The following is a 19,094-nucleotide window of genomic DNA, read 5'->3' on the forward strand; positions in this document are numbered from 1 at the left end:
CGGACGCCGGGGATCTTCCCGGGCCGCCGGGCGGGCACCATGGAGCCATGAGCGACGCATTCACCACCCGCATCCTGGACATCGCCACCGGACGCCGCGAGACCGTCCACGACCTGACGGAGGCGTGCGCCGCCTTCCTCGACGAGGTGACGGCCGGCCGCGACGGCCTGCTGAACGTCTTCACCCCGCACGCCACGGCCGGCGTCGCCCTGATCGAGACGGGCTCGGGCAGCGACGACGACCTGCTGGCCGCCCTGCACACCCTCCTCCCCGCCGACGAGCGCTGGCAGCACCGCCACGGCAGCCCCGGCCACGGCCGCGACCACGTCCTGCCGGCCCTGGTCCCGCCCCACGCGACCCTCCCGGTCGTCGACGGCCGCCTGGCGCTCGGCACCTGGCAGTCGGTCTGCCTGGTCGACACCAACAAGGACAACCCGGAGCGGCAGGTGCGGTTGTCGTTCCTCGGGTAGCAGCGGGTACTGCGGGACTGCCGGCGGGATGCCCGGCCGCACCGAGTGGTGGGTCAGCGCCGGTCCCCCGCGTGCGGGGGTGCGCTCTCGCCGACTTGCCGGGCGGCCCGGGCTGCCGTGGTTCACCGATCGCGACGGCGTGAACCAGCCGGGTGCTCCGGCCCCTGCCGGGGGGGAGGGGCGGCTGGGGGAGAATGGCGGGTGATGACCGCGCCCTCCGCCACCGCCTCGACCGGTCCGGATCCCGAACCGGACGGATTCGGCCCCTTCGCCCACCTCACCGTGAAGAACACCCCGCTCTACCGGCAGGTGATGCGGGTGTTTCTCGTGGCCAAGGAACGGTTTGCCGTTCATCTGCGTCCCGAGGACGTGCATGGGGCGCTGCCGGCGGACATCCGTCCCGCCGAACCCGAGGCCGTCGCCGCCGCGCTCGACAAACTCGTGGTCTGGGGCAACCTGCGGGCCGATCCGGACACCGCCCGGGTCACCGCCGTCGAGGACTTCTACCGGAAGCGGTTCGTCTACCAGCTCACGCGTGAGGGGGAGGCCGCCGAGGAGGCGCTGTCCGCCTACGACGAGGCACTCGGCCGCCGCGGCGCGCTCCAGGCCGTCGCCCTGCACGACATCGTCACCCACCTGCGCGCCCTGTTCGTCCTAGCCGCCGAGGAGGAACCCGACCCGGCCAAGGCGCACCTGGCGCTCGACGCGTTGGCCAGCCGCTTCGCGGCGCTCGCCGACAACGCCCGCGCCTTCATGGGGTCTCTCCAGCGGACCATCGACCTGCACGACGTCGAGGAGGAGGTCTTCCTCGCGTACAAGGATCGGCTCATCCAGTACCTGGAGCGATTCATCCAGGACCTGATCACGCTGGGCGGACGGATCGCCCGGCTGGTTCTGGAGCTGGAGGGGGACGGAAGGGTGGAGTCTCTGCTGAGGGCCGCCGCCGGGCGGGAGGCCGCCGACGCCTCGCCGGAGGAGTCCGACCAGGCCGAGGAGGAGGCGTTCCAGCGGTGGGCCGTGCGCTGGGCGGGGCTCGGCGCGTGGTTCGTCGGCAGGGACGGGCGCGAGTCGCAGGCCCGGCTTCTGCGTGGCCGGGCGCTCGGCGCGATCCCGCAGCTCCTGGCCATCGTACGGACACTGAACGAGCGCCGGGCGGGGCGCTCGGACCGGTCCGCCGACTTCCGGACCCTGGCCCGCTGGTTCGCCGAGGCGCCCGACGACGACGCCCGGCACCGGCTGTGGCGGGCCGCCTTCGGCCTCTATCCTGCCCGGCACCTCACCGTCGACGCCGACACACTCACCGTCCGCGCGGCACGTCCTGTCCCGGCTGCGACCCCGTGGGCCGAGGCGGAGCCGCTGCGGATCAGCCCACAGCTGCGACGGACCGGGAGTTACGAGCGGCGTGGCAAGCCCCGCAAGGTCGAGGACCGGGAGGAGCGGCGGCGGGCTCTCGCCGAGACGGCCGCCAAGCAGGCCGCGGAGACCGCGGCTGCCCGCGCCCGGCTCGTCACCGACGGCGTCACGCGCCTGTCGGGCCTCGGCGAGCTCGACCCGGCCTCCTTCGGACTGTTCCTCCAGCTGCTCGGAGACGCGCTGGCCACTTGGCGACCCGGGATGCGGCACACCGTGGCCACCAGCAACGACGGCTCCATGGAGATCAGGCTCACCGCGCTCACCGACGGCACCACCGCCGAGATCCGTACGCCCGGCGGAGTCTTCAGGGGCCCGGACCACCTCGTCGAGATCGTCGACCTGACGGACGGGGACGAGTTGACGGACGGAGACGCCGACCGATGACCACACCGCTCACCGAGGTGTTGGACGGCCAGCACGCCGCCGACCTGCGTAAAGCAGCGCGCGCCCTGCTGAAGCACCCCCTCCTCCTCGCACGCGGCCGACATACCGACGAGTTCCGTCTCGTCCGCCGGCACGCGTCCGAACTGAGGGAGTGGTTCGATCGCAACACGGGCTGGTCCCTCCAGGTGGACGCCGGGACAGCGCGGCTGCGCAAGATCCCCGGCGTCCTCACCGACCCCACGCACCCGGCCCGAGAGGCGAGCCGGGGCGCCGCCCCCTTCACACGTCGCCGCTACGTCCTGTTCTGCCTCGCACTCGCGGCGCTCGAACGGGGCGAGGCCCAGATCGCCCTCGGACGTCTCGCCGACCAGATCGTCCTCGACGCCGCCGACCCCCGACTCACCGCTGCGGGTGTCGAGTTCGTCCTGGAGCGTCGTGACGAGCGCCTCGACCTCGCCGCCGTCGTACGGCTCCTGCTCGATCTCGGCGTGCTGCGGCGGGTCGCGGGCGAGGAGGAGGCGTACGTCAGCGGGGTGGGCGACGTCCTGTACGACGTGGAACGCCGGGTCCTGGCCGGCCTTCTCGCCACCCGGCGCGGCCCCTCCACCGTGCGGGCGGACGACCTCGAGGACCGGCTCGCCGAGCTCGTCGCGGAAACCGCCCTGGACAGCGACGAACTGCGCTTCCGCGCCCTGCGCCGCTCGCTCACCCGGCGACTGCTCGACGACCCGGTGGTCTACTACGACGACCTGACCGACTCCGAACTCGGCTACCTCACCCGGCAGCGCGGCTTCCTCATCGCCCGGATCACCGAGCTGACCGGACTCGTCGCCGAGGTGCGGGCCGAGGGGATCGCCATGGTCGATCCCGACGACGACCTGACCGACCTCCGCATGCCCGAACAGGGCACCCACGGCCACATCACCCTGCTGCTCGCCGAGCATCTCGCCGGCGCCGACGGGCCCCTCACCCTCGGCGCTCTCGCCCTCCGCGTCCGCGAACTAGCGGCCGAACAAGGTGGCTTCTGGTCGAAGTCCGCCCGGGAGCCGGGCATGGAGACCGAACTCGTCGAACAGGCCGTCGCCCGGCTCACCGCGCTCGGCCTGGTCTCCCGCACCTCTCACGGGGTCGCGGCCCGCCCCGCCCTCGCCCGGTACGCGGTCGGCGAGACCGTCATCCGCGAGTCCGGCTCCGTGTCCCCGCAGCGAAAGGCCACCTCGTGACCCGCCTCCCCGCCCCGCGGCGTTCCCGCTGGCAGCCCCTGCGCGTCGGACTCGTCGACCTGTTCCACTACGACGTGGAGGAGTTCCACTTCCGGGACGGGCGCCTGCTGCTGCGCGGCAACAACGGCACCGGCAAGTCCAAGGTGCTCGCCCTGACCCTGCCGTTCCTGCTCGACGGCGACCTCAGCCCGCGCCGCGTCGAACCCGACGGCGACCCCGGCAAGCGGATGGAGTGGAACCTGCTCCTCGGAGGCGAGCACCCCCACTCAGAACGGCTCGGCTACACGTGGATCGAGTTCGGCAGGCTCGACGACACGACCGGCGAGCAGCACTTCCGTACGCTGCTGTGCGGGCTCAAGGCCGTCAGCGGGCGGGGCATCGCCCGCCACTGGTACGCCGTCACCCGCCAGCGCGTCGACCACGGCTCCACCGAGCGCACGGAGGAGACCTTCCGGCTGCTCGACGCCACCGGAACGGCCCTGTCCCGGGATCGGCTCGCCGAAGCGGTCGCCGGGCACGGCAGGGTGTACGACCAGGCCAAAGCGTACCGCCGAGCCGTCGACGAAGCACTCTTCGGCCTCGGAGAGCAGCGATACGCTGCCCTGGTCGACCTGCTCATCCAGCTACGCCAGCCCCAGCTGTCCAAGCGGCCCAACGAAGCGGCCCTCTCCCGCGCCCTCACCGAGGCCCTGCCCCCCGTGGACCAGGCCGTCATCGCCGACGTGGCCGAGGCATTCCGCTCCCTCGACGAGGAGAAGGACGAGCTGGCCGCCGCCTCCGCCGCCGAACGAGCCGCCTCCGCCTTCCTGGAGCACTACCGGCGCTACGCCCGCATCGCCACCCGCCGCCGGGCACGACTACCGCGTGCCGAACACTCCCGCTACGAGCGCGTGCAAAGGGATCTGGCCGAGGCGCAGGAGCGGCGCAGGCGCGCCGAGGAGGAGCGGGCGGCGGCCGGGGAGGAGATCAGCTCCCTGGCGCAGACCGCGGAGCGCCTGCGGGCCCAGGAAAAGGCCCTGCGCGAGGCGCCCGAGACGCGCGACGCACGGGAACTGGAGCACGCCGCGCTGGCCGTGACGCGAACGGCGCAGGCGGCGGACCGGGCACGGGGGGACCGGGAGCAGGCGACCGCCCTCCACACCAAGGCGCTCGGGCGGCTCGGCGCTGCCGAGAACCGGCTCCGTGCGGCGCGGCTCAGGGTCCGGGAAGCTTTCGCCCGGGTGCGGGAGCACGCCACCGCCGCGCACATCGTCGTGCCCGTGGACGACCGGCTGCCCGACCCCGAACTGCGGCGCGCCGCCGAGGACGCCGCGGGTCGCGCCCAGCGCTCCCTCGCCCACGTCGAAGGCCTCCTCGAAGCAGCTGAGCTGGCCGCCACCGCGCACCGTCGGGCGTCGGGCCGTCTCGACGAGGCGGAAACCGACCTCGCCCTGGCAGTGGAGTCGCATGGTGAGGCGGAGGAGCGTGCGGCGCGGGCCGGACAGGCCCTCTTGCACGGCGTACGGGAACGGGCCGGGGCCTGGACGGAGCTGGCCTTCCCCGACGAGATCGGCCTCCTCGACGAACTCCAGGAATGGACCCGCCACCTCGACGGCCCCTACCCGGCACGCGTCCACGCGGCCGGGGCGCACGCCGTCCGCTCGGCGGACCTCGCCGACCAGGCGGCGGAAGCCGCCCGCAGGGCCTCGGAGCTGGTGCGGCGCGCCGACGAGGCGCGACAGGAACTCGCCGCCGTGGAAGCCGGCCGCGGAAGCGAGCCCCAGCCCCCCGCTGCCCGCACCCCCGGCCTTCGCGACCGGCTTCCGGGCGCCCCGCTCTGGCGCCTGGTCGACTTCCGCGACGACCTGCCCGAACCCGAGCGCGCGGGTCTCGAAGCGGCGCTCGAAGCCTCCGGCCTCCTCGACGCCTGGGTGCTCCCCGACGGCTCCGCCCTCGCTGTGAACGGGCACGACGTCCTTCTCGCTCCGTCGAACGGACCGGTGACCGGCCCCTCGCTGGCCGACGCGCTGCGCCCGGCCACGGACCACGGCGACGGGCGGACCGCGGCCCCGGACGAAGCGACGGTGATCGGTCTGCTCGCAGCCATCGGCCTGGGCAGCGGGGGAGGAGCCGGGACGTGGGCGGCAGCGGACGGCCGCTTCCGTGTCGGTGCGCTCACCGGCACGTGGGCCAAGCCCGCTGCCGCGTACATCGGCGAAGGCGCGCGGGAGGCGGCGCGGAGGGCCCGCGTCGCCTCGCTCGGCGTCGAGCTCGCTTCTCTGCGCCGGGAATCGGAAGCCGCCGCGGCCCGCTGCGAGGCGATCGCAGGCCGCCGCCGCACGCTCGACACCGAACTCGCCTCCGTACCTGACGAGTCGCCGCTCGCCCGGGCACACGCGCTCGTGAGCGCCGCCGCCGACACCGTACGCAAGGCCCGCGTGCGGTGCGACGAGCGCGCCGCCGAGGTGGCCGAGGCGGCCGGGCGAGCCGAACGCGCCGCCACCGAACTCACCGAGGCCGCCACCGATCTGGGGCTGCCCGCAGACCGGACCGGACTCACAGCCGCACGTCACGCCCTCGGCGCCCTCGCCGCCGCGCTGGCCGCCCTGTGGCCCGCAGTGCGTGAACGAGGCGAGGCCGCACGCCAGGTGGACGACGAACGCGCCGAGGCGGCCGACGCGGAGCAGCGGGCCGCCGACCTCGCCCAGCGGGCCGAAGACGCGGAGCGCGAGGCGGCGGCGGCGGACGAGCGCCACCTGACCCTGCGCTCCACCGTCGGAGCGGCCGTCGCCGAACTCGAACGGCGACTCGCCGAGACTGCCGAGGCACAGCGGATCTGCGAGGCCGACCAGAAGACCGCCCAACGGCGTCACGCGGAGGCGGACCGGGAGGCAGGTCGTGCCGAGGGGCGGATCGAACAGCTGGAGGAGGACCTCACGGAAGTCGTCGGCGCACGCGCGGAGGCCATCGCCGCGCTGCGGCGTTTCACCGCCACGGGCCTGGGGGCGGTCGCGCTGCCCGAACTCGTGGTCCCCGCCCCGGGCGACGGCCCCTGGGCCGCCACCCCGGCCATCGCGTTCGCCCGCGCCATCGAGACCGGCCTGTCGTCGGTCAACGACACGGACGCCGCCTGGGAACGCGTCCAGCGTCGGCTCAGCGAAGAACTCAAGACCCTGCAGGACACCCTGTCCCGGCACGGGCACAGCGCCTCCGCGCGCATGGTCGAGGACGGCATGGTCGTCGACATCGTGTACCAGGGCCGCGAGCGGGCCGTACCCGAACTCGCCGAAGCGCTCGCCGCGGAGGTGGGCGAGCTGACCCGCATCCTGTCCGCGCACGAACGGGAGATCCTCGAAACCCACCTGATCACCGAGGTCGCCGGCACCCTCCAGGAACTGATCGGTGCGGCCGAGCGCCAGGTGCGCGACATGAACACCGAGCTGGAGGGCCGCCCCACCTCCACCGGTATGAGGCTGCGGCTGGTGTGGCGGCCCTCGCGCAAAGCTCCGCCCGGACTCGCCCAGGCCCGGGAGCGGCTGCGCCAGTCCGCCGACGCGTGGACCGCCGAGGACCGCACGGCGGTCGGCGAGTTCCTCCAGGCCCAGATCGCCCGCCAGCAGTCCGACGACGGTTCGGGCAGCTGGCTCGAACACCTCACCGCCGCGCTCGACTACCGTTCCTGGCACGAGTTCGGCGTCGAACGACATCAGCACGGGCGCTGGGTCCCGGCCGCGGGCCCCGCCTCCGGCGGCGAACGCGTCCTCGCCGTCTCCGTGCCCCTGTTCGCCGCCGCCTCCTCGCACTACGCCAGCGCGGGCAGCCCGCAGGCGCCCCGCCTGGTCACGCTGGACGAGGCGTTCGCGGGGGTGGACGACGACTCGCGCGCCAAGTGCCTCGGCCTGCTGAGCGCCTTCGACCTCGACGTGGTGATGACCAGCGAACGGGAATGGGCCTGTTACCCGCAGGTCCCCGGCATCGCCATCGCCCAGTTGTCCCGGATCGACGACGTGGCCGCGGTCCTCGTCACCCGCTGGGAATGGGACGGCACGCGGCGGCAGCGCCGCGAGGACCCCGTGCGGCACGCGGCACGGGGCGCGGCGGGCGTGCCGGAAGGGGAGCCGCAGTGGAGTTGACACGCGATGGGCACGCGGAACCCGACGCCGTAGCGGATCCGACCACGCCCGCCAGGATCGACATGCCACGACTGCGCCGCCTCCTGGGCGTGCCGGAACACGAATGGCTCGTCGAGCGGGTACGCGGCCGTCTCGCGGCCGGGCGACCCCTGACGGGTGCGGTCTCGCTGGCCACTCCCACTCCGGAGCAGCGATCCGCCGTCGAACGGCTGCTGGCCAGACCCCCGGGTGGCGGCCGTTCGCTCACCGTACGGCTGGAAGCGGTCGACGGCGTGCTGCGCCGGTCGGGCATCAGCCCCGACGGACTCGCCGCCGCCGTCACGGCGCTCACCGGCCCGGTCACCCCGCTCGCACAGGCCAGGGCGGAGGAGGACGCCGCCTGGGAACGGGCGTACGCACCCCTCGACGCACTCGTCGGGGACCGGCCCGAGCTCGCCGCCTGGGCCGCGAGGGTGCGGGGCGACGGCCTTCCCCGGCGGCTTGGCCGTACCCCCGACGCCGTGCACACCCTGCTCACGGGGGTCTGCGCCGCGCTTCGCGTGCTGCCCGTCGAGCCCGCCGTCTCGCTGGCCGCCTTCGCCGCCCGCGTCCTCGGCTCGGCCCACGCTCTGGACGACGGCACCCCGCAGGCCACTCTCACACTGTCCGGGATCCTTGCGCTGACCGGGTTCGCGGACGGAAGCGGCGCCGAATGGCGGCGGGACGCCTGGGCGTCGGCGGGCCTGGTGAAGGACGAGCTGTCATCGACGGTTCTCACCCTGAACCTGCGCGGCGCTCCCGCCCTCGACTGGATGGCCGGCGAGGGCGAACCCTCCGTCCTGACACTTCGCCAACTCATCCGACGGCCACCCTCCGTCGCCCCTCCCGTGGTACGGATCTGCGAGAACCCCGCCGTCCTCGCCGCGGCGGCGGACGCCCTCGGCCCCACCTGCCCGCCCTTGGTCTGTCTCCAGGGCCAGCCCTCGGCCGCCGCACTCGCCCTGCTGCGCCACCTGCACGGCAACGGCTCGACCCTCCGGTATCACGGCGACTTCGACTGGGGCGGGCTTCGGATCGCCGGCGCCCTGCTGCGCCGTGTCCCGTGGAGCCCCTGGCGGTACACCGCCGCCGACTACCGCTCGGCCCTGGCCGCGAGCGACCCGGAATTCCCGCCCGGACCCCTCACCGGCGTTCCGACCGGGACACCGTGGGATCCCGACCTCGCTGAAGCCCTCGCGGAAGCCGGCGTCCGGGTCGAGGAGGAGCGAGAACTGGGCCTCCTCTTGTCTGACCTGGGAGGACGGCCCTGAGCAGGGCGTCCACGACACACGTCTGGATGGCAGCGGCGAGAGGGACGCCGCCGTCGCCGTACGCCGGGCTGCGGTGACCGGTGCGTGCGGCGACCCCGACGATCCAGGGCCGGCCGACTGCGGACCTGCAGGCCCGCAGCCGGAGGTTCGGGTGGTCGCGGCCGTGGAACGTGTAGGTCCGAAGTTCAGCCGTAACCGCGTTTCCAGGCCGGGCCGGAGGAACAGCCAGGCTCGCGCCAGGTGTTTTGTCCGGGGAGGTCGTGGACGGTGAGCCGGGTCCCGGCTGAGGGATCTTGAACCAAACGAGGGCCTCCCGGTTCGGTGCGGATTGCGACGTCTGCACCAACAGAGAGGCCCTCGCGCCCCACCGTGACGCGCCCCTGACCGGGACCGGACGCCTGCGCCTGGCCCGCTTCCGCGAGTGCGAGCGCATCGTCAGCGAGTCGGATGACCGTGCCGGGCGCCGCGCCGCCGCGAGTGAGCTGGCTTCGGTCCCCGCCGGGGCTGTCGCCGCGTGAGTGACTGGACCCGGGAGTACGAACCGGACGCCGTGAACGTCGTCGGCGGCCTGGACATGGCTCAGCGACGGGAGGTCGAGGCGATCGCGCAGCGGATCGCCGATGCCGTGGGAGTCCGCCGCATCGGCGAGCCCTTCGACATCACCGAGTCGGCATCCGGCGTCAGGACGTTCGCCGAGGGCGCCGTGACGGGGCTGGTACCAGGAGGACTACCGCGACGACGTCGTCATCGTTCTCCGCGCACAGCACTTCGGAGCGAAGCACCCTGACTCCTGACCCCGCGCGGCGCGACGCTGCCGGACGGGGGGTCGCGTGCCTCCCCCGCGGGCGTATCCACCGGCGGTGGGCGAACGACCGGGACGGAAGCGATTTCACAGACCGGCGGGGAGCCGAACCCGTACCGACGCCCCGACGGGGGCCTCTCGTCGACCACGGTCTCGGGCTCGTCAGCGGACGGCCGGGGCCGAGCCGGCGCACGGCGGCGTACGCTCGGGGTTGTCCTGACGGAGGTTGGCGGACGCCGACGAGGACACCCCGGACCGCCGGCTGCGGCTGGGCTTCCTGGGCTGACATCCACAGGAGTCAGCCGTTCACCTGCGGATGACGCCTCGCGGGCGTGAAAATCGGTACGGGGCCGTCCGCCGACGCCGATCGATGTCTGGGCCGTGAGCCCGCATAGGAGTCTGGTGAGGGAGCCGTTCGAGGGGCCGCACACTGTCGCCTTGAGCACGCCGATCAGCCTCTCCGTTCCCCTCAGGTTCCCCGGGCAGCCCCGCCCGCATCACGGCAGCATTGGCTTTTCTCTTTAGGGCAAACCTCCGTAATCGGGCTCGCCTCCCACACTCCGCTGCGGCGACCTGCCACTTCCCGTCCCGTTGGGTGGCTGGTCGGGCGGACCGGGAAACGGTTCGTAGAGCTGTTGCCCGGTCCGCCGTCGGGTCATAGCTTGTACACCCCGCGCCAGGTCCATCCCGCCCCGAGGACCGTGTTACGCAGGGGGTCTTTCAGATCCTGCGAGTTGAAGCTGAACGTCTCGACTCTGCGCCGGCGGCCTCCGGGTCCCTTTTCCAAGACCCACTCCTTGTGGATTCCCCGGATCGGTCCACGGCCGTGCGCGCGCGCCACGATCCGGCCCGGCGGGGAGCCGGCTCGCGTCACCTCCCACTGCTCGTCCATGGCCCGCACCTCACGCTCGCCGGGGCACAGCCGCATCCAGATCTTGAGGGTCCGCTCCACCTGTCGACGGGTCGCACCGGAGCCATGGGCCGGCTCCAGGAACCGCCACTCCGCGAGCAGGTCCGCCTCGCCCGTGCCCGTCTCGCGGACGTCGAAGGGCACACCCGTTCCGTTCAACGCGAGCAGAGCGGTCCGCAGTTCCTGGGTCGGGATCGCCTTGGCGCCTTTCCCGGGGTAGCGGGTCCCCATCCATTTGTCCCACAGGCGGCCCATAGCTACGCGGCCTCCCCGGTGCCCGGACGCACGCTTCGCAGGAACTCCTGGAAGTCACCCGCCACGCCGTCGTACTGGCCGGCTGTGACCGTCAGGGCCAGCCGAATCACCGCGCGCTTACGGGGGTCCTTGACGTCAACGAGGGACAGATACACCTGGGTTTGAACGAGATCGCGGTACGCGTTGTCGCTGACGGCGGCCGAGAAGGTCAGCCGCTGGGTCAGACCGGGCGTGTCGGCGCCGCCGAACTCACGACGGTCGGTGACCGTCACCGGCCCGGCGATCTCGCACAGGCGTTCCGCGGACTCGGCGGCGAGTTCGGCCAGCGTTCGTGTCTCGGGCGAGAAGCCGCCCTCAATGGTGATATTGGCGGCGAACCCGGCATCCGGTTGTGGGTGCACGGCGGCGAAGGCAACACCCGGGTCGCCGTCCACCGGGCGGGCCGGGAGCCAGCCCTCGGGCAGGCGGAACTTGATCGGGATTGGTAGTGATGTTGGCATTCAGAACCCCCCTTCCATGGAGAAGTACATCAGTCCGTCAGCCGGCCTACGAAGTCGGCGGCGTCTTCCACGGCCTTGGAGAACTTGTTCGGATCGAAGGTGATCTCAAGGCCCACCGCGCCGCCGAGACCGGGAGAGATTCCAGCTTTGCCGCCGAGCTTGTACTGGCCAGTCTCTTCGTCCTTCTTGTAACCGAACCACGTCTCGGCGCCGGGGCCGACCCAACCCTCGCCGGTCAAGCCCACACCGATACCGGCTGCTTCTACACCTCCGGCGGCGGATGCCTTGCCGCCGGCGAACGCCTTTGCCTTGACGGTCACCTCCTCCTTGGTTGCCTTGGCGGTGACCCCTGCCTCGGCGCCGGCGAACCCTTCCAGCCGCCCGTAGCCGCCTACATGCCCGTATTCGGCTCGCCCTTCAACCAGGGACCGGGCACCCACCGAAGCCTCGCCCTTGGCGACGAAGCCCTCGTCGGTGAACCCCAGGTTTCCGGTGGCTCTGGCTCCCGCGTACATCTCATCGATTCCGGAAAGAGCCAGCCGCCCGTGGGTTCCCTCGCCCTTCGCTGTTGCATGGAAGAGGTCGGCGTACGCCTTGACCGAGCCTTCCTTGCCATACTTGACGCCGCTGACGGTGAAGCCGACGTCAGGTCCAGTCACCGTGGCGCCGCTGGTCTTCGTTCCGTCCTTCGCTTCCTCGGCCGGTAGGGTCTTCGGGGCTTTGTCCAGGTCGCCTTCGGCGTACGCGTTGAACCCGTTGAGGGTTGCGTCCTTGCCGCTGCCTCGGCCGAAGGCATCCTTGTTGCTATCGACGACGGCGGCGCTCAGGGTCGCCTTGACGTGCTGGTCGGTCTCGTCGACGGCCTTCACCCGGTCTTCGATGAGTTTCTGCCATTTGCCGACGGCTGCCTGGACTGAGGACTGGTATTCCGGATCGTGGTGGTAGGCGTTGCGCTCACCATCGGTGAGCTTGGAAGAGTCAAAGGCGATAAATCCCTGTTCCGAGACGGTCATGCCAGCGGCTATCGCGTCGTCGCGTATGCTCTCCAATTTCTTCTTGAGGTCGGTGAACTTCTCGTGGGCGTCCCGCAGTAGGCTCGCAATAGCCCTGGCTTGAGCCTGGGCAGCGGAGTACTCGTAACGGGTCGCCGAGAAGCTCGTCTGCGCGACTCCGGCGCTGAGACCGACCCAGCTCCGCCCCATGGCGACCTTCTGGACGCTCTCGCCGTACCTGGTCTCGACCTTCTTCAACTCAGCCGCCATGGATTCCCACTTGGCGGCTGCCCTTGTCAGGAGCTCTAGATCGGTGGTCATGACTTCGTGGTACGTCAGCACCGCAGCTCCTCAGAAGTCATTCAGCTTCGATGCCGAAGCGCTTACGTCGTCGCCCACTCCGATGTCGGTGCGCACGAAAATCCCCGAGGCTCCGCGCAGCGCGTTTTTCTCGCTTTCCAGACGAGCCATCAGGTTCTTCACTTGTTGCTCCCACCTCTCCTCGACCGTCTTCAATCCGGCGGCCGTCTCCCAGCCGTCAAAGCCCTTGCGGAGCAAGCGTGTGGCCTCGTCCGCGTGGTCCGAGGCTTTCTTCGTGTTTGGTTGGAGTTCAGTTTCGATCGTGATGGATGCGGCCTTCTTCTCCGCAGGTGAAGAGGCGAAGTCCTGATCTCCACCCGGGGTCGACGGTCCAAGACCGCCGTTCATCCGCGCGCCCACGTGAATATCCGTGACGTTCGCGTTCCCGTGTGCCAACCCCTGGGTGCCTCATCTGGCATGGCGTACTTCCCTGTTGTCAGACCTGATTACCCGTAAGTCAGATTGTATTGGTGATCCGGAGTGCATGTGGGGCCTCTGGCCAAGAATTGCGAGATGTCTGGTCTTCACAGTGACCTCGTGAGGGTCCGCTCGCTCGATGAGGCTGCGGATCGGCCGGCAGGGGCGCCTCACTTCCACGGGCGTCGGGGCCGTAAGCCCGATCGTAGTGCGGCTGCGGTCATCGATTGCCGTCGCAGGGGGGAGGGCCTACGTGTGGCCTGGCACCCGCCAAGAAACGGCCCAGGCCTTATCGTCGTAGCGTCGCATTCACGTCAGAGGAGATGCGAAACCGGTACTGCTCTACAGGAGTGGGCGGCCCTGCCGTAACGGATGACTGTGCCTCACCATTGCTTGAGGGAGGCGAAGCGCCGCTTGACGACGTTGCACCGCTTGCAGTTCTGCTTGTCAACGGTCGGCGGTGCCTCTCATGGTTGCTGCGCCAGAGTCAGTTGCACCTCCGGTCGGGCCGTTCGGGAACATTCCGCTAGGCGACCCCAGTACGGAACCTTCATGCGGCCCGGTTCGAAACCGTTCGGTTGTCTGTCCGGGGACGTTCCGGTGCGAGCTGTGGCGGCAAGGGGTGGGCCGGACCCTAGTCCACTTTGAACGGTTCGTGACGGTGTGTCACCCCATCATGATCCACAAGTCAGGAGCACCCCGGTGACAAGGTTCAGTGCCGCCGGCCGGTTCGGGCGGCCCGCGCGGTCGCCCACGCCGCCCGGAAGAAGAGGACGACGCCGCCGAGTCCGCAGAGTACGGCCACGATGGAACAGGCCGCGACGACGCCGGTTCCGGCGCCCAGGATCCGCGGCACCGCGTTGACCACCACGAGAAGCCAGAAACCGATCAGGGCCAGCGCCAGCGACCGCGGGTCGGCGACTCGGGTCCGCAGCCGGCCGGGCGTACGCCCGGTCAGGACGAGCAGGGGCAGCGGAAGCAGCACCAGTGTGCAGACGGCCAGCCCTATAACGTGGAACAGCGCGTTTCCGTTCATTGACGTTTTCTCAGCGGTTGTCACTTCCATGAGTTGTTGAGGACGAGTGCGGCTTGGGCGATGCGTCCGATCCGGCTGGGGCTGAGCGTGACGTGCTGCAGCGCGCGCCAGCGCTGCTTGAGTTCAGCGGCGGCCCGTTCGCCCAGGGCCCGGATGCCGCGCAGGAGCCGGTTGTGGGCGCGGTTGTCCGGCGCGAGCGGGGAAGCGATGTCGGGGTGCGGACGGAACGGGGTGTGGATGCCCTTGCCGGCGCCGGTGTAGCCGACGTCGGCCAGCGTCGGCAGACCGGCGCGGGCCGCCGCGTACAAGGCGGGCAGGGCATGGATGCGGGCGGCACGCAGGTCGTGGACGGATCCGGGTTCGACGTCGGAGACCCACAGCGGGGTGCCGTCGGGTGCGGCCACGAACTGGATGTTCCCGGCGAAGTGCCGAGCCTTGCCGGAGTACCACAGGTCGTTGCCCTTCTCGGTAGTCCCGGCGACACGGTCGCAGGAGATCAGGGTGCCGTCCAGCACCACGTGGCTCATCTGCCGCGCGCGGCAGCGGTCCAGCACCTCATGCAGCTCGGGGGCCTGGTCGGCCAGGACGTCGATCGCCTCGTGGAGGTAGCGGTAGCCGGTGGCCTGCGAGATTCCCGCATCGCGGGCCAGGCAGTGCACGCAGCCGGCCTCGCGGAACCAGCGCAGCACGAAGACGGCCTGCCGGAACGGGCTCAACGCCCGGGAGCCCTTCGGGGTGCCGATCCGGCGGCGGTGGCCGGCCAGCAGCCGGGCCACGTATTCCACCACGTGGCGCGGGACGTCGAGCATGGCAACATAGGTGACCAACGTGAAGCCTCTGGTGCAACGGACGATCTTGTGGTGAGAACTGTCCTACCAGAGGCTTCACGTCTGTCCGCACCCGGGCCACCGCTGTCCGACCCAACCCTTAACGCCCTGATCAACCCACTTCCCGAAGATTATTTCGCTGAGAAAACGTCATTGATCCTTTTTCGGTATGGAGGCTCGGAACTACTGGGGCTCTCGGCCCGCAGTGACGCCAGTCAGCGCGGCCGGCACGCCTCCGCGGGGGGCGCCCGTCCGGCGCGGTGCGGATGGGCGATGTCCTGAGCGGCCTCTTTCCGCAGCCTCAATTGCCGTCGTCCGCAGGAAGGATACGGCGTGCGAGCGGTCGGGCACCGATGCAGGGCGCTGCGCGCGGGCCGCGCGACCGGTCGTTCAGCACGAAGGGTTCGTGGAGCGCGCGCGACCTCGGCACGCCTTCGCCGGCCCGCCCGCCCGGCCGACTTCGAGGGCGCCCGCGCGGTGCTCGCAGACCCCGTACGCTTCCGGTCCGGCGGCTGAACCGGTTCGGCGGGCGGGTACGGCCCCGGCTCCCCGCCCGCGGCGCCCCACGGGCCGAAGGCGCGTGCCGCGGTCGCTTCGAGCAGCGCCCGAGGGGCGGTAGCATCGCGCCCGGACCGCGATCGTCTGCCGGGTACGGGGGGTTCATGGAACAGCGGTTGAGCCTGGTGACGCTGGGCGTCGAGGACGTGGGGGCGAGCCGCCGGTTCTACAGCCGCGGTCTGGGCTGGGAGCCCCTGCTCGACATGGAGGAGATCGTCTTCTACCAGGTCGGCAGCGGACTCGCCCTGGCGCTCTTCCCCCTGGCCGAGCTCGGCGCCGACACCGGGCATCCGGCGGTGGCCGGCACGCCCTTCACCCTCGCCCAGAACCTCGACTCGCCCGCCGAGGTCGACGCGGCCGTGCGGCGGGCCCGTGCGGCGGGCGCGACCGTCCTCAAGGAGCCGCAACGCGCGGCGTTCGGCGGCTACCACGGCTATTTCGCCGACCCCGACGGCCACCGCTGGGAGGTCTGCCACAACCCGGGCTGGTCGGTCGCGGACGACGGCACCGTGACACTGGCGCCCGTCGACGCCCCCGGCGGGGAGGGCTGACGGCGCTCCGGCCCGCCCGCCGCCCCTCGTCCCCGCCCCTCACCCGCCGCCCGCGCGGGGCGTGCGCGCCTCCCGCTCCAGGGACTCCACCAGCGGCAGCAGCCGGAACGGCACCCGTTCGCGCAGCGCCACCTCGGTCCGGGCCCGTACGACGCCCGGTATGCGGACGAGCTGCTGGACGACGTCCTCCAGGTGGGCGTTGTCCCGGGCCACCACCCGTGCCAGAAGATCCCCGCCCCCCGTGATCGAGAACGCCTCGACGATCTCCGGTACGGCGGCCAGCGCGTCGCCGACCTCGTCCAGGCGCCCCTGGGTCACCTCCACGTGGACGAAGGCGAGCACCGGGTGACCCAGTGCGGCGGGGGGAGAGGGACGGGCCCGTGCCCGTGATCACGCCCTCCCGCTCCAGGCGGCCGAGCCGCGCCTGGAGCGTGCCGCGCGCGACGCCGAGGATCCGAGCGTACTCCCGCACGCTCGTACGAGGCCGTTCGATGAGGAGCCGGAGGATCCGCGTGTCCAGTTCGTCGACCGGCATGGTCCGTCGCCCCTTCGTGGCCGGGCATTCCGTGGGTCGACTGTACCAACGGCGCCGTCTCCGCCGTCCGGGTGCGGCCGTCGGCCCGGTGGCGTCCGGATGGCCGAAGGGGCGCGCGGTCCGGTCGGCCGGGGAGTTGGCCGAAAAACGCCGGAACACCGGTGCGGGAGGCGCCGCACACCCCGTGACCACGGTGTCGCCCCTCCGGCTGACGTCTCGGAGACGGCCGTGTGTCGTATCAGAACACCGCAGGGGCGACGCGTACCGTTGACGGCCCATGAGCTGCGGCGTATCACTTTCGGCTAGTGCCGTAACTCTCTCCTTCCAGGGAGGTGTTCCGTCTGTGGCGACGCGACGCGCGTTCCTCGCCGGCTCGACCGCAGTTATCTCCGCCGCCCTCCTGCCCCCCTCTCCCGAAGCACACGCCGAGGCCGGGAGCCAGCTCATGCGTGAACCCCAGTTCATCGGAATCCCCCTCGCCGACGTCCTGCTGCTGGGCGGCACGGTCGCCCCGGGGCCCTCCGGGAGGCAGGCCCTGTGGAACGCCTCCACGGGCAAGCCCGCCCGCCTCAACGCGATGGACCCCATCACCGGGGACCTGCTGGTCAGCGCCCCGCTGACGGGCGGCGACGGCGCCTGGGCCGTCACCGCCGCCCCCAGCGGCGTGTACGCGGGCACCTACGGGAACGCGCATCTGTACCGCTGGACGCCGGGCTCCGGCGACACCGTGGAGGACCTGGGCCTGCCGGTGGCCGGGCAGACCTTCGTCTGGTGCCTCGCCACCGACGACGACGGCAGGGTGTGGGGCGGCACGTTCCCCGGCGGCAGGGTCTTCCGCTTCGACCCGGCCACCCGCGCCTTCACCGACTTCGGACAGGCCGTCCCGGGGCAGACGTACGTGCGCAGCATCGCCTGCCACGGCGACAGGGTGTACAGCGGCTCCTACGCGGCCGCCCACATCGCCGAGCTGGACCCGGCCACCGGCGTCTTCACCCAGCTGCCCACGCCGCCCGGCCTCGGCACGATCACCGGCAAGCCGGTCTACGACCTCAACGCGTACGACGGCCGGCTGTACGCCCGGATCGGCTCCGACGCCCCCAGCCCGCTCTACGTCTTCGACCTCGCCACCCGCACCTGGTCGGACCCCATCCCGGAGGTCCACGGCCTGAGCGTCTCCCCCGCCGGACGAGGACGGGGCGGTCTACTTCTTCCAGCGCAGCGAACTGCGCCGGTACGACCCGGTCACCGGGCAGAACACCGGCACGGGCCTGTTCCTCACCGGCAAGGTGCAGAACGCCCGCTCGTTCGGCTGGGCCGAGCTGGGCCTGCCCGACTACCCGGGCCGGAGCCTCGTCGGCACCCTGTGGCGCGGCGACATGTTCCGGTACAACCCGACCACGGGCGCGCACGCCGTGCTGGGGACGAAGGTCCGCAGGGAGCCGATCGACATCCAGGCCCTCGCCGCCGGGGGCCGCCGCACGGTCTACGCGGGCGGGTTCCTCAACGGCGGCCTGTCGTCCGTCGACACCGTGACGGGCGCGGCGTCCTTCCACCGCTTCGGCCAGATCGAGGCGATCCTGCGCGACTCCGAGGGCACGGTCTGGATCGGCCAGTACCCCGACGCGAAGCTCTTCCGCTACCGGCCGGACCGGCCGTGGAACAGCCCCGAGTACTCCCCGGAGGGCCCGCCCGGCACCCCGGCCAACCCCGAGGCCGTCCTCACCCTCAAGCCCGAGCTGCAGGCACGGGCCCGCAGCCTCGCCGAGGTCGACGGGAAGATCGCGGTCGGCACGGTCCCGGAGGGCAACCGCCTGGGCGGCGGGCTCGCCGTGTACGACAAGGACACCGGTGCGTGGACGTTCACCCGCAACGTCGTCCAGGACATGTCGATCGTCGCCCTCACCGCGGCCGACGGCGTGGTCTACGGCGGGGCGTCGATCTTCGGCGGCCTCGGCACCACCCCGCCCACCCGAACGGCGGGCGCCGCCTTCGCCTACCACGTGGAGCGCGCCGAGAAGCTGTGGGAGCGGGAACTCGTCCCGGGGATAGCGGCGGTGAGCGCCGTCGCGGTCGCCGGCGGCGCGGTCTGGGCGCTGGCCGGGCACTCGCTGTTCGCCCTCGACCCGGAGACGGGGGGCGTCCTGCGGCGCCTGGAACTCGGTACGCGCAGCAACGACGGGGCGATCGCGGTCGGCCGCCGCAAGCTGTACGTCTCCGTCGACGGCGCGCTGATCTTCCGGGTCGACCCCTTCTTCCCCCACCGCGACCCGCAGCTCCTGGTCAACTTCCCGCACCGGCGGCTGGCGGCGCACGAGGGGTGGTTGTACTTCAGCCGCGGTCCCGAGCTGTACAGGGTCGACGTACGCCGCTGAACCCGGTTCCGGTCCCATTGACAGCCGTTTTCTGCCCGGTTACTTTCGGCCCTGACCGAAAGTGACCGGGCTTGCCTCTCCTTCTCAG

At 71.8% G+C, this 19,094-nt stretch carries 15 protein-coding genes and 1 pseudogene; 8 read left to right on the top strand and 8 right to left on the bottom strand.

Features of this window, described 5'->3' with window-relative positions:
• Positions 1 to 47 precede the first annotated feature (47 nt).
• The 6 genes from LUW75_RS22400 (at position 48) to LUW75_RS22425 (ending at position 9,678) form a co-directional block, all read left to right on the top strand.
• The gene (locus LUW75_RS22400; protein ID WP_250337213.1) at positions 48 to 470 is read left to right on the top strand and encodes a secondary thiamine-phosphate synthase enzyme YjbQ; all 423 of its coding nucleotides are present in this window, start codon (positions 48 to 50) and stop codon (positions 468 to 470) included.
• Positions 471 to 674: 204 nt separating this feature from the next.
• Positions 675 to 2,267 carry a TIGR02677 family protein gene (locus tag LUW75_RS22405; protein ID WP_250337214.1) on the top strand — a complete coding sequence of 531 codons (1,593 nt, stop codon included), beginning with the start codon at positions 675 to 677 and terminating at the stop codon, positions 2,265 to 2,267.
• Positions 2,264 to 3,490: a TIGR02678 family protein gene (locus LUW75_RS22410; protein ID WP_250337215.1), complete on the top strand. Its 1,227-nt coding sequence runs from the start codon at positions 2,264 to 2,266 to the stop codon at positions 3,488 to 3,490. Before LUW75_RS22405 ends, LUW75_RS22410 begins: the two co-directional genes overlap by 4 nt.
• Positions 3,487 to 7,602 (top strand): TIGR02680 family protein, encoded by a 4,116-nt coding sequence (locus tag LUW75_RS22415; protein WP_250337216.1) that lies wholly within the window; start codon positions 3,487 to 3,489, stop codon positions 7,600 to 7,602. The genes LUW75_RS22410 and LUW75_RS22415 overlap by 4 nt, the downstream gene beginning before the upstream one ends.
• Before the next feature lie 62 nt (positions 7,603 to 7,664).
• Positions 7,665 to 8,891, top strand: coding sequence for a TIGR02679 family protein (locus LUW75_RS22420; protein ID WP_250337217.1), 1,227 nt, complete (start codon positions 7,665 to 7,667; stop codon positions 8,889 to 8,891).
• Between the two features lie 514 nt (positions 8,892 to 9,405).
• Positions 9,406 to 9,678, top strand: coding sequence for a hypothetical protein (locus tag LUW75_RS22425; protein WP_250337218.1), 273 nt, complete (start codon positions 9,406 to 9,408; stop codon positions 9,676 to 9,678).
• Positions 9,679 to 10,348: 670 nt separating this feature from the next.
• Here the strand turns inward: LUW75_RS22425 and LUW75_RS22430 are convergent.
• From LUW75_RS22430 to LUW75_RS22455, 6 genes are all read right to left on the bottom strand, one after another.
• Positions 10,349 to 10,834 carry a hypothetical protein gene (locus LUW75_RS22430; protein WP_250337219.1) on the bottom strand — a complete coding sequence of 162 codons (486 nt, stop codon included), beginning with the start codon at positions 10,832 to 10,834 and terminating at the stop codon, positions 10,349 to 10,351.
• 26 nt (positions 10,835 to 10,860) lie between these two features.
• On the bottom strand, positions 10,861 to 11,358 hold the full coding sequence (locus LUW75_RS22435; protein WP_250337220.1) for a hypothetical protein: 498 nt from the start codon (positions 11,356 to 11,358) through the stop codon (positions 10,861 to 10,863).
• Positions 11,359 to 11,387: 29 nt separating this feature from the next.
• Positions 11,388 to 12,692, bottom strand: coding sequence for a hypothetical protein (locus LUW75_RS22440; protein ID WP_250337221.1), 1,305 nt, complete (start codon positions 12,690 to 12,692; stop codon positions 11,388 to 11,390).
• 9 nt (positions 12,693 to 12,701) lie between these two features.
• On the bottom strand, positions 12,702 to 13,070 hold the full coding sequence (locus tag LUW75_RS22445; RefSeq protein ID WP_349816451.1) for a hypothetical protein: 369 nt from the start codon (positions 13,068 to 13,070) through the stop codon (positions 12,702 to 12,704).
• A gap of 769 nt (positions 13,071 to 13,839) precedes the next feature.
• Positions 13,840 to 14,163: a hypothetical protein gene (locus LUW75_RS22450; RefSeq protein ID WP_250337222.1), complete on the bottom strand. Its 324-nt coding sequence runs from the start codon at positions 14,161 to 14,163 to the stop codon at positions 13,840 to 13,842.
• 20 nt (positions 14,164 to 14,183) lie between these two features.
• A complete protein-coding gene (locus tag LUW75_RS22455; protein WP_250333784.1) occupies positions 14,184 to 14,990 on the bottom strand; it encodes a transposase family protein in 807 nt (268 codons plus the stop codon).
• Between the two features lie 662 nt (positions 14,991 to 15,652).
• Here LUW75_RS22455 and LUW75_RS22460 point away from each other — a divergent pair.
• Positions 15,653 to 16,099, top strand: coding sequence for a VOC family protein (locus LUW75_RS22460; RefSeq protein WP_250337223.1), 447 nt, complete (start codon positions 15,653 to 15,655; stop codon positions 16,097 to 16,099).
• Between the two features lie 39 nt (positions 16,100 to 16,138).
• Here LUW75_RS22460 and LUW75_RS22465 read toward each other — a convergent pair.
• Together LUW75_RS22465 and LUW75_RS22470 are read right to left on the bottom strand one after the other, a co-directional pair.
• A pseudogene (locus LUW75_RS22465) lies at positions 16,139 to 16,634 on the bottom strand (Lrp/AsnC family transcriptional regulator).
• A 678-nt stretch (positions 16,635 to 17,312) separates the two neighbouring features.
• Positions 17,313 to 17,543: a hypothetical protein gene (locus tag LUW75_RS22470; protein WP_250337224.1), complete on the bottom strand. Its 231-nt coding sequence runs from the start codon at positions 17,541 to 17,543 to the stop codon at positions 17,313 to 17,315.
• Positions 17,544 to 17,920: 377 nt separating this feature from the next.
• Here LUW75_RS22470 and LUW75_RS22475 point away from each other — a divergent pair, with 377 nt between their 5' ends.
• Positions 17,921 to 19,006, top strand: a complete 1,086-nt coding sequence (locus LUW75_RS22475; protein WP_250337225.1) for a hypothetical protein — start codon at positions 17,921 to 17,923, stop codon at positions 19,004 to 19,006.
• Positions 19,007 to 19,094: the final 88 nt, after the last annotated feature.

The sequence above is a fragment of the Streptomyces sp. MRC013 genome (assembly GCF_023614235.1).
Taxonomy (GTDB): Bacteria; Actinomycetota; Actinomycetes; order Streptomycetales; family Streptomycetaceae; genus Streptomyces.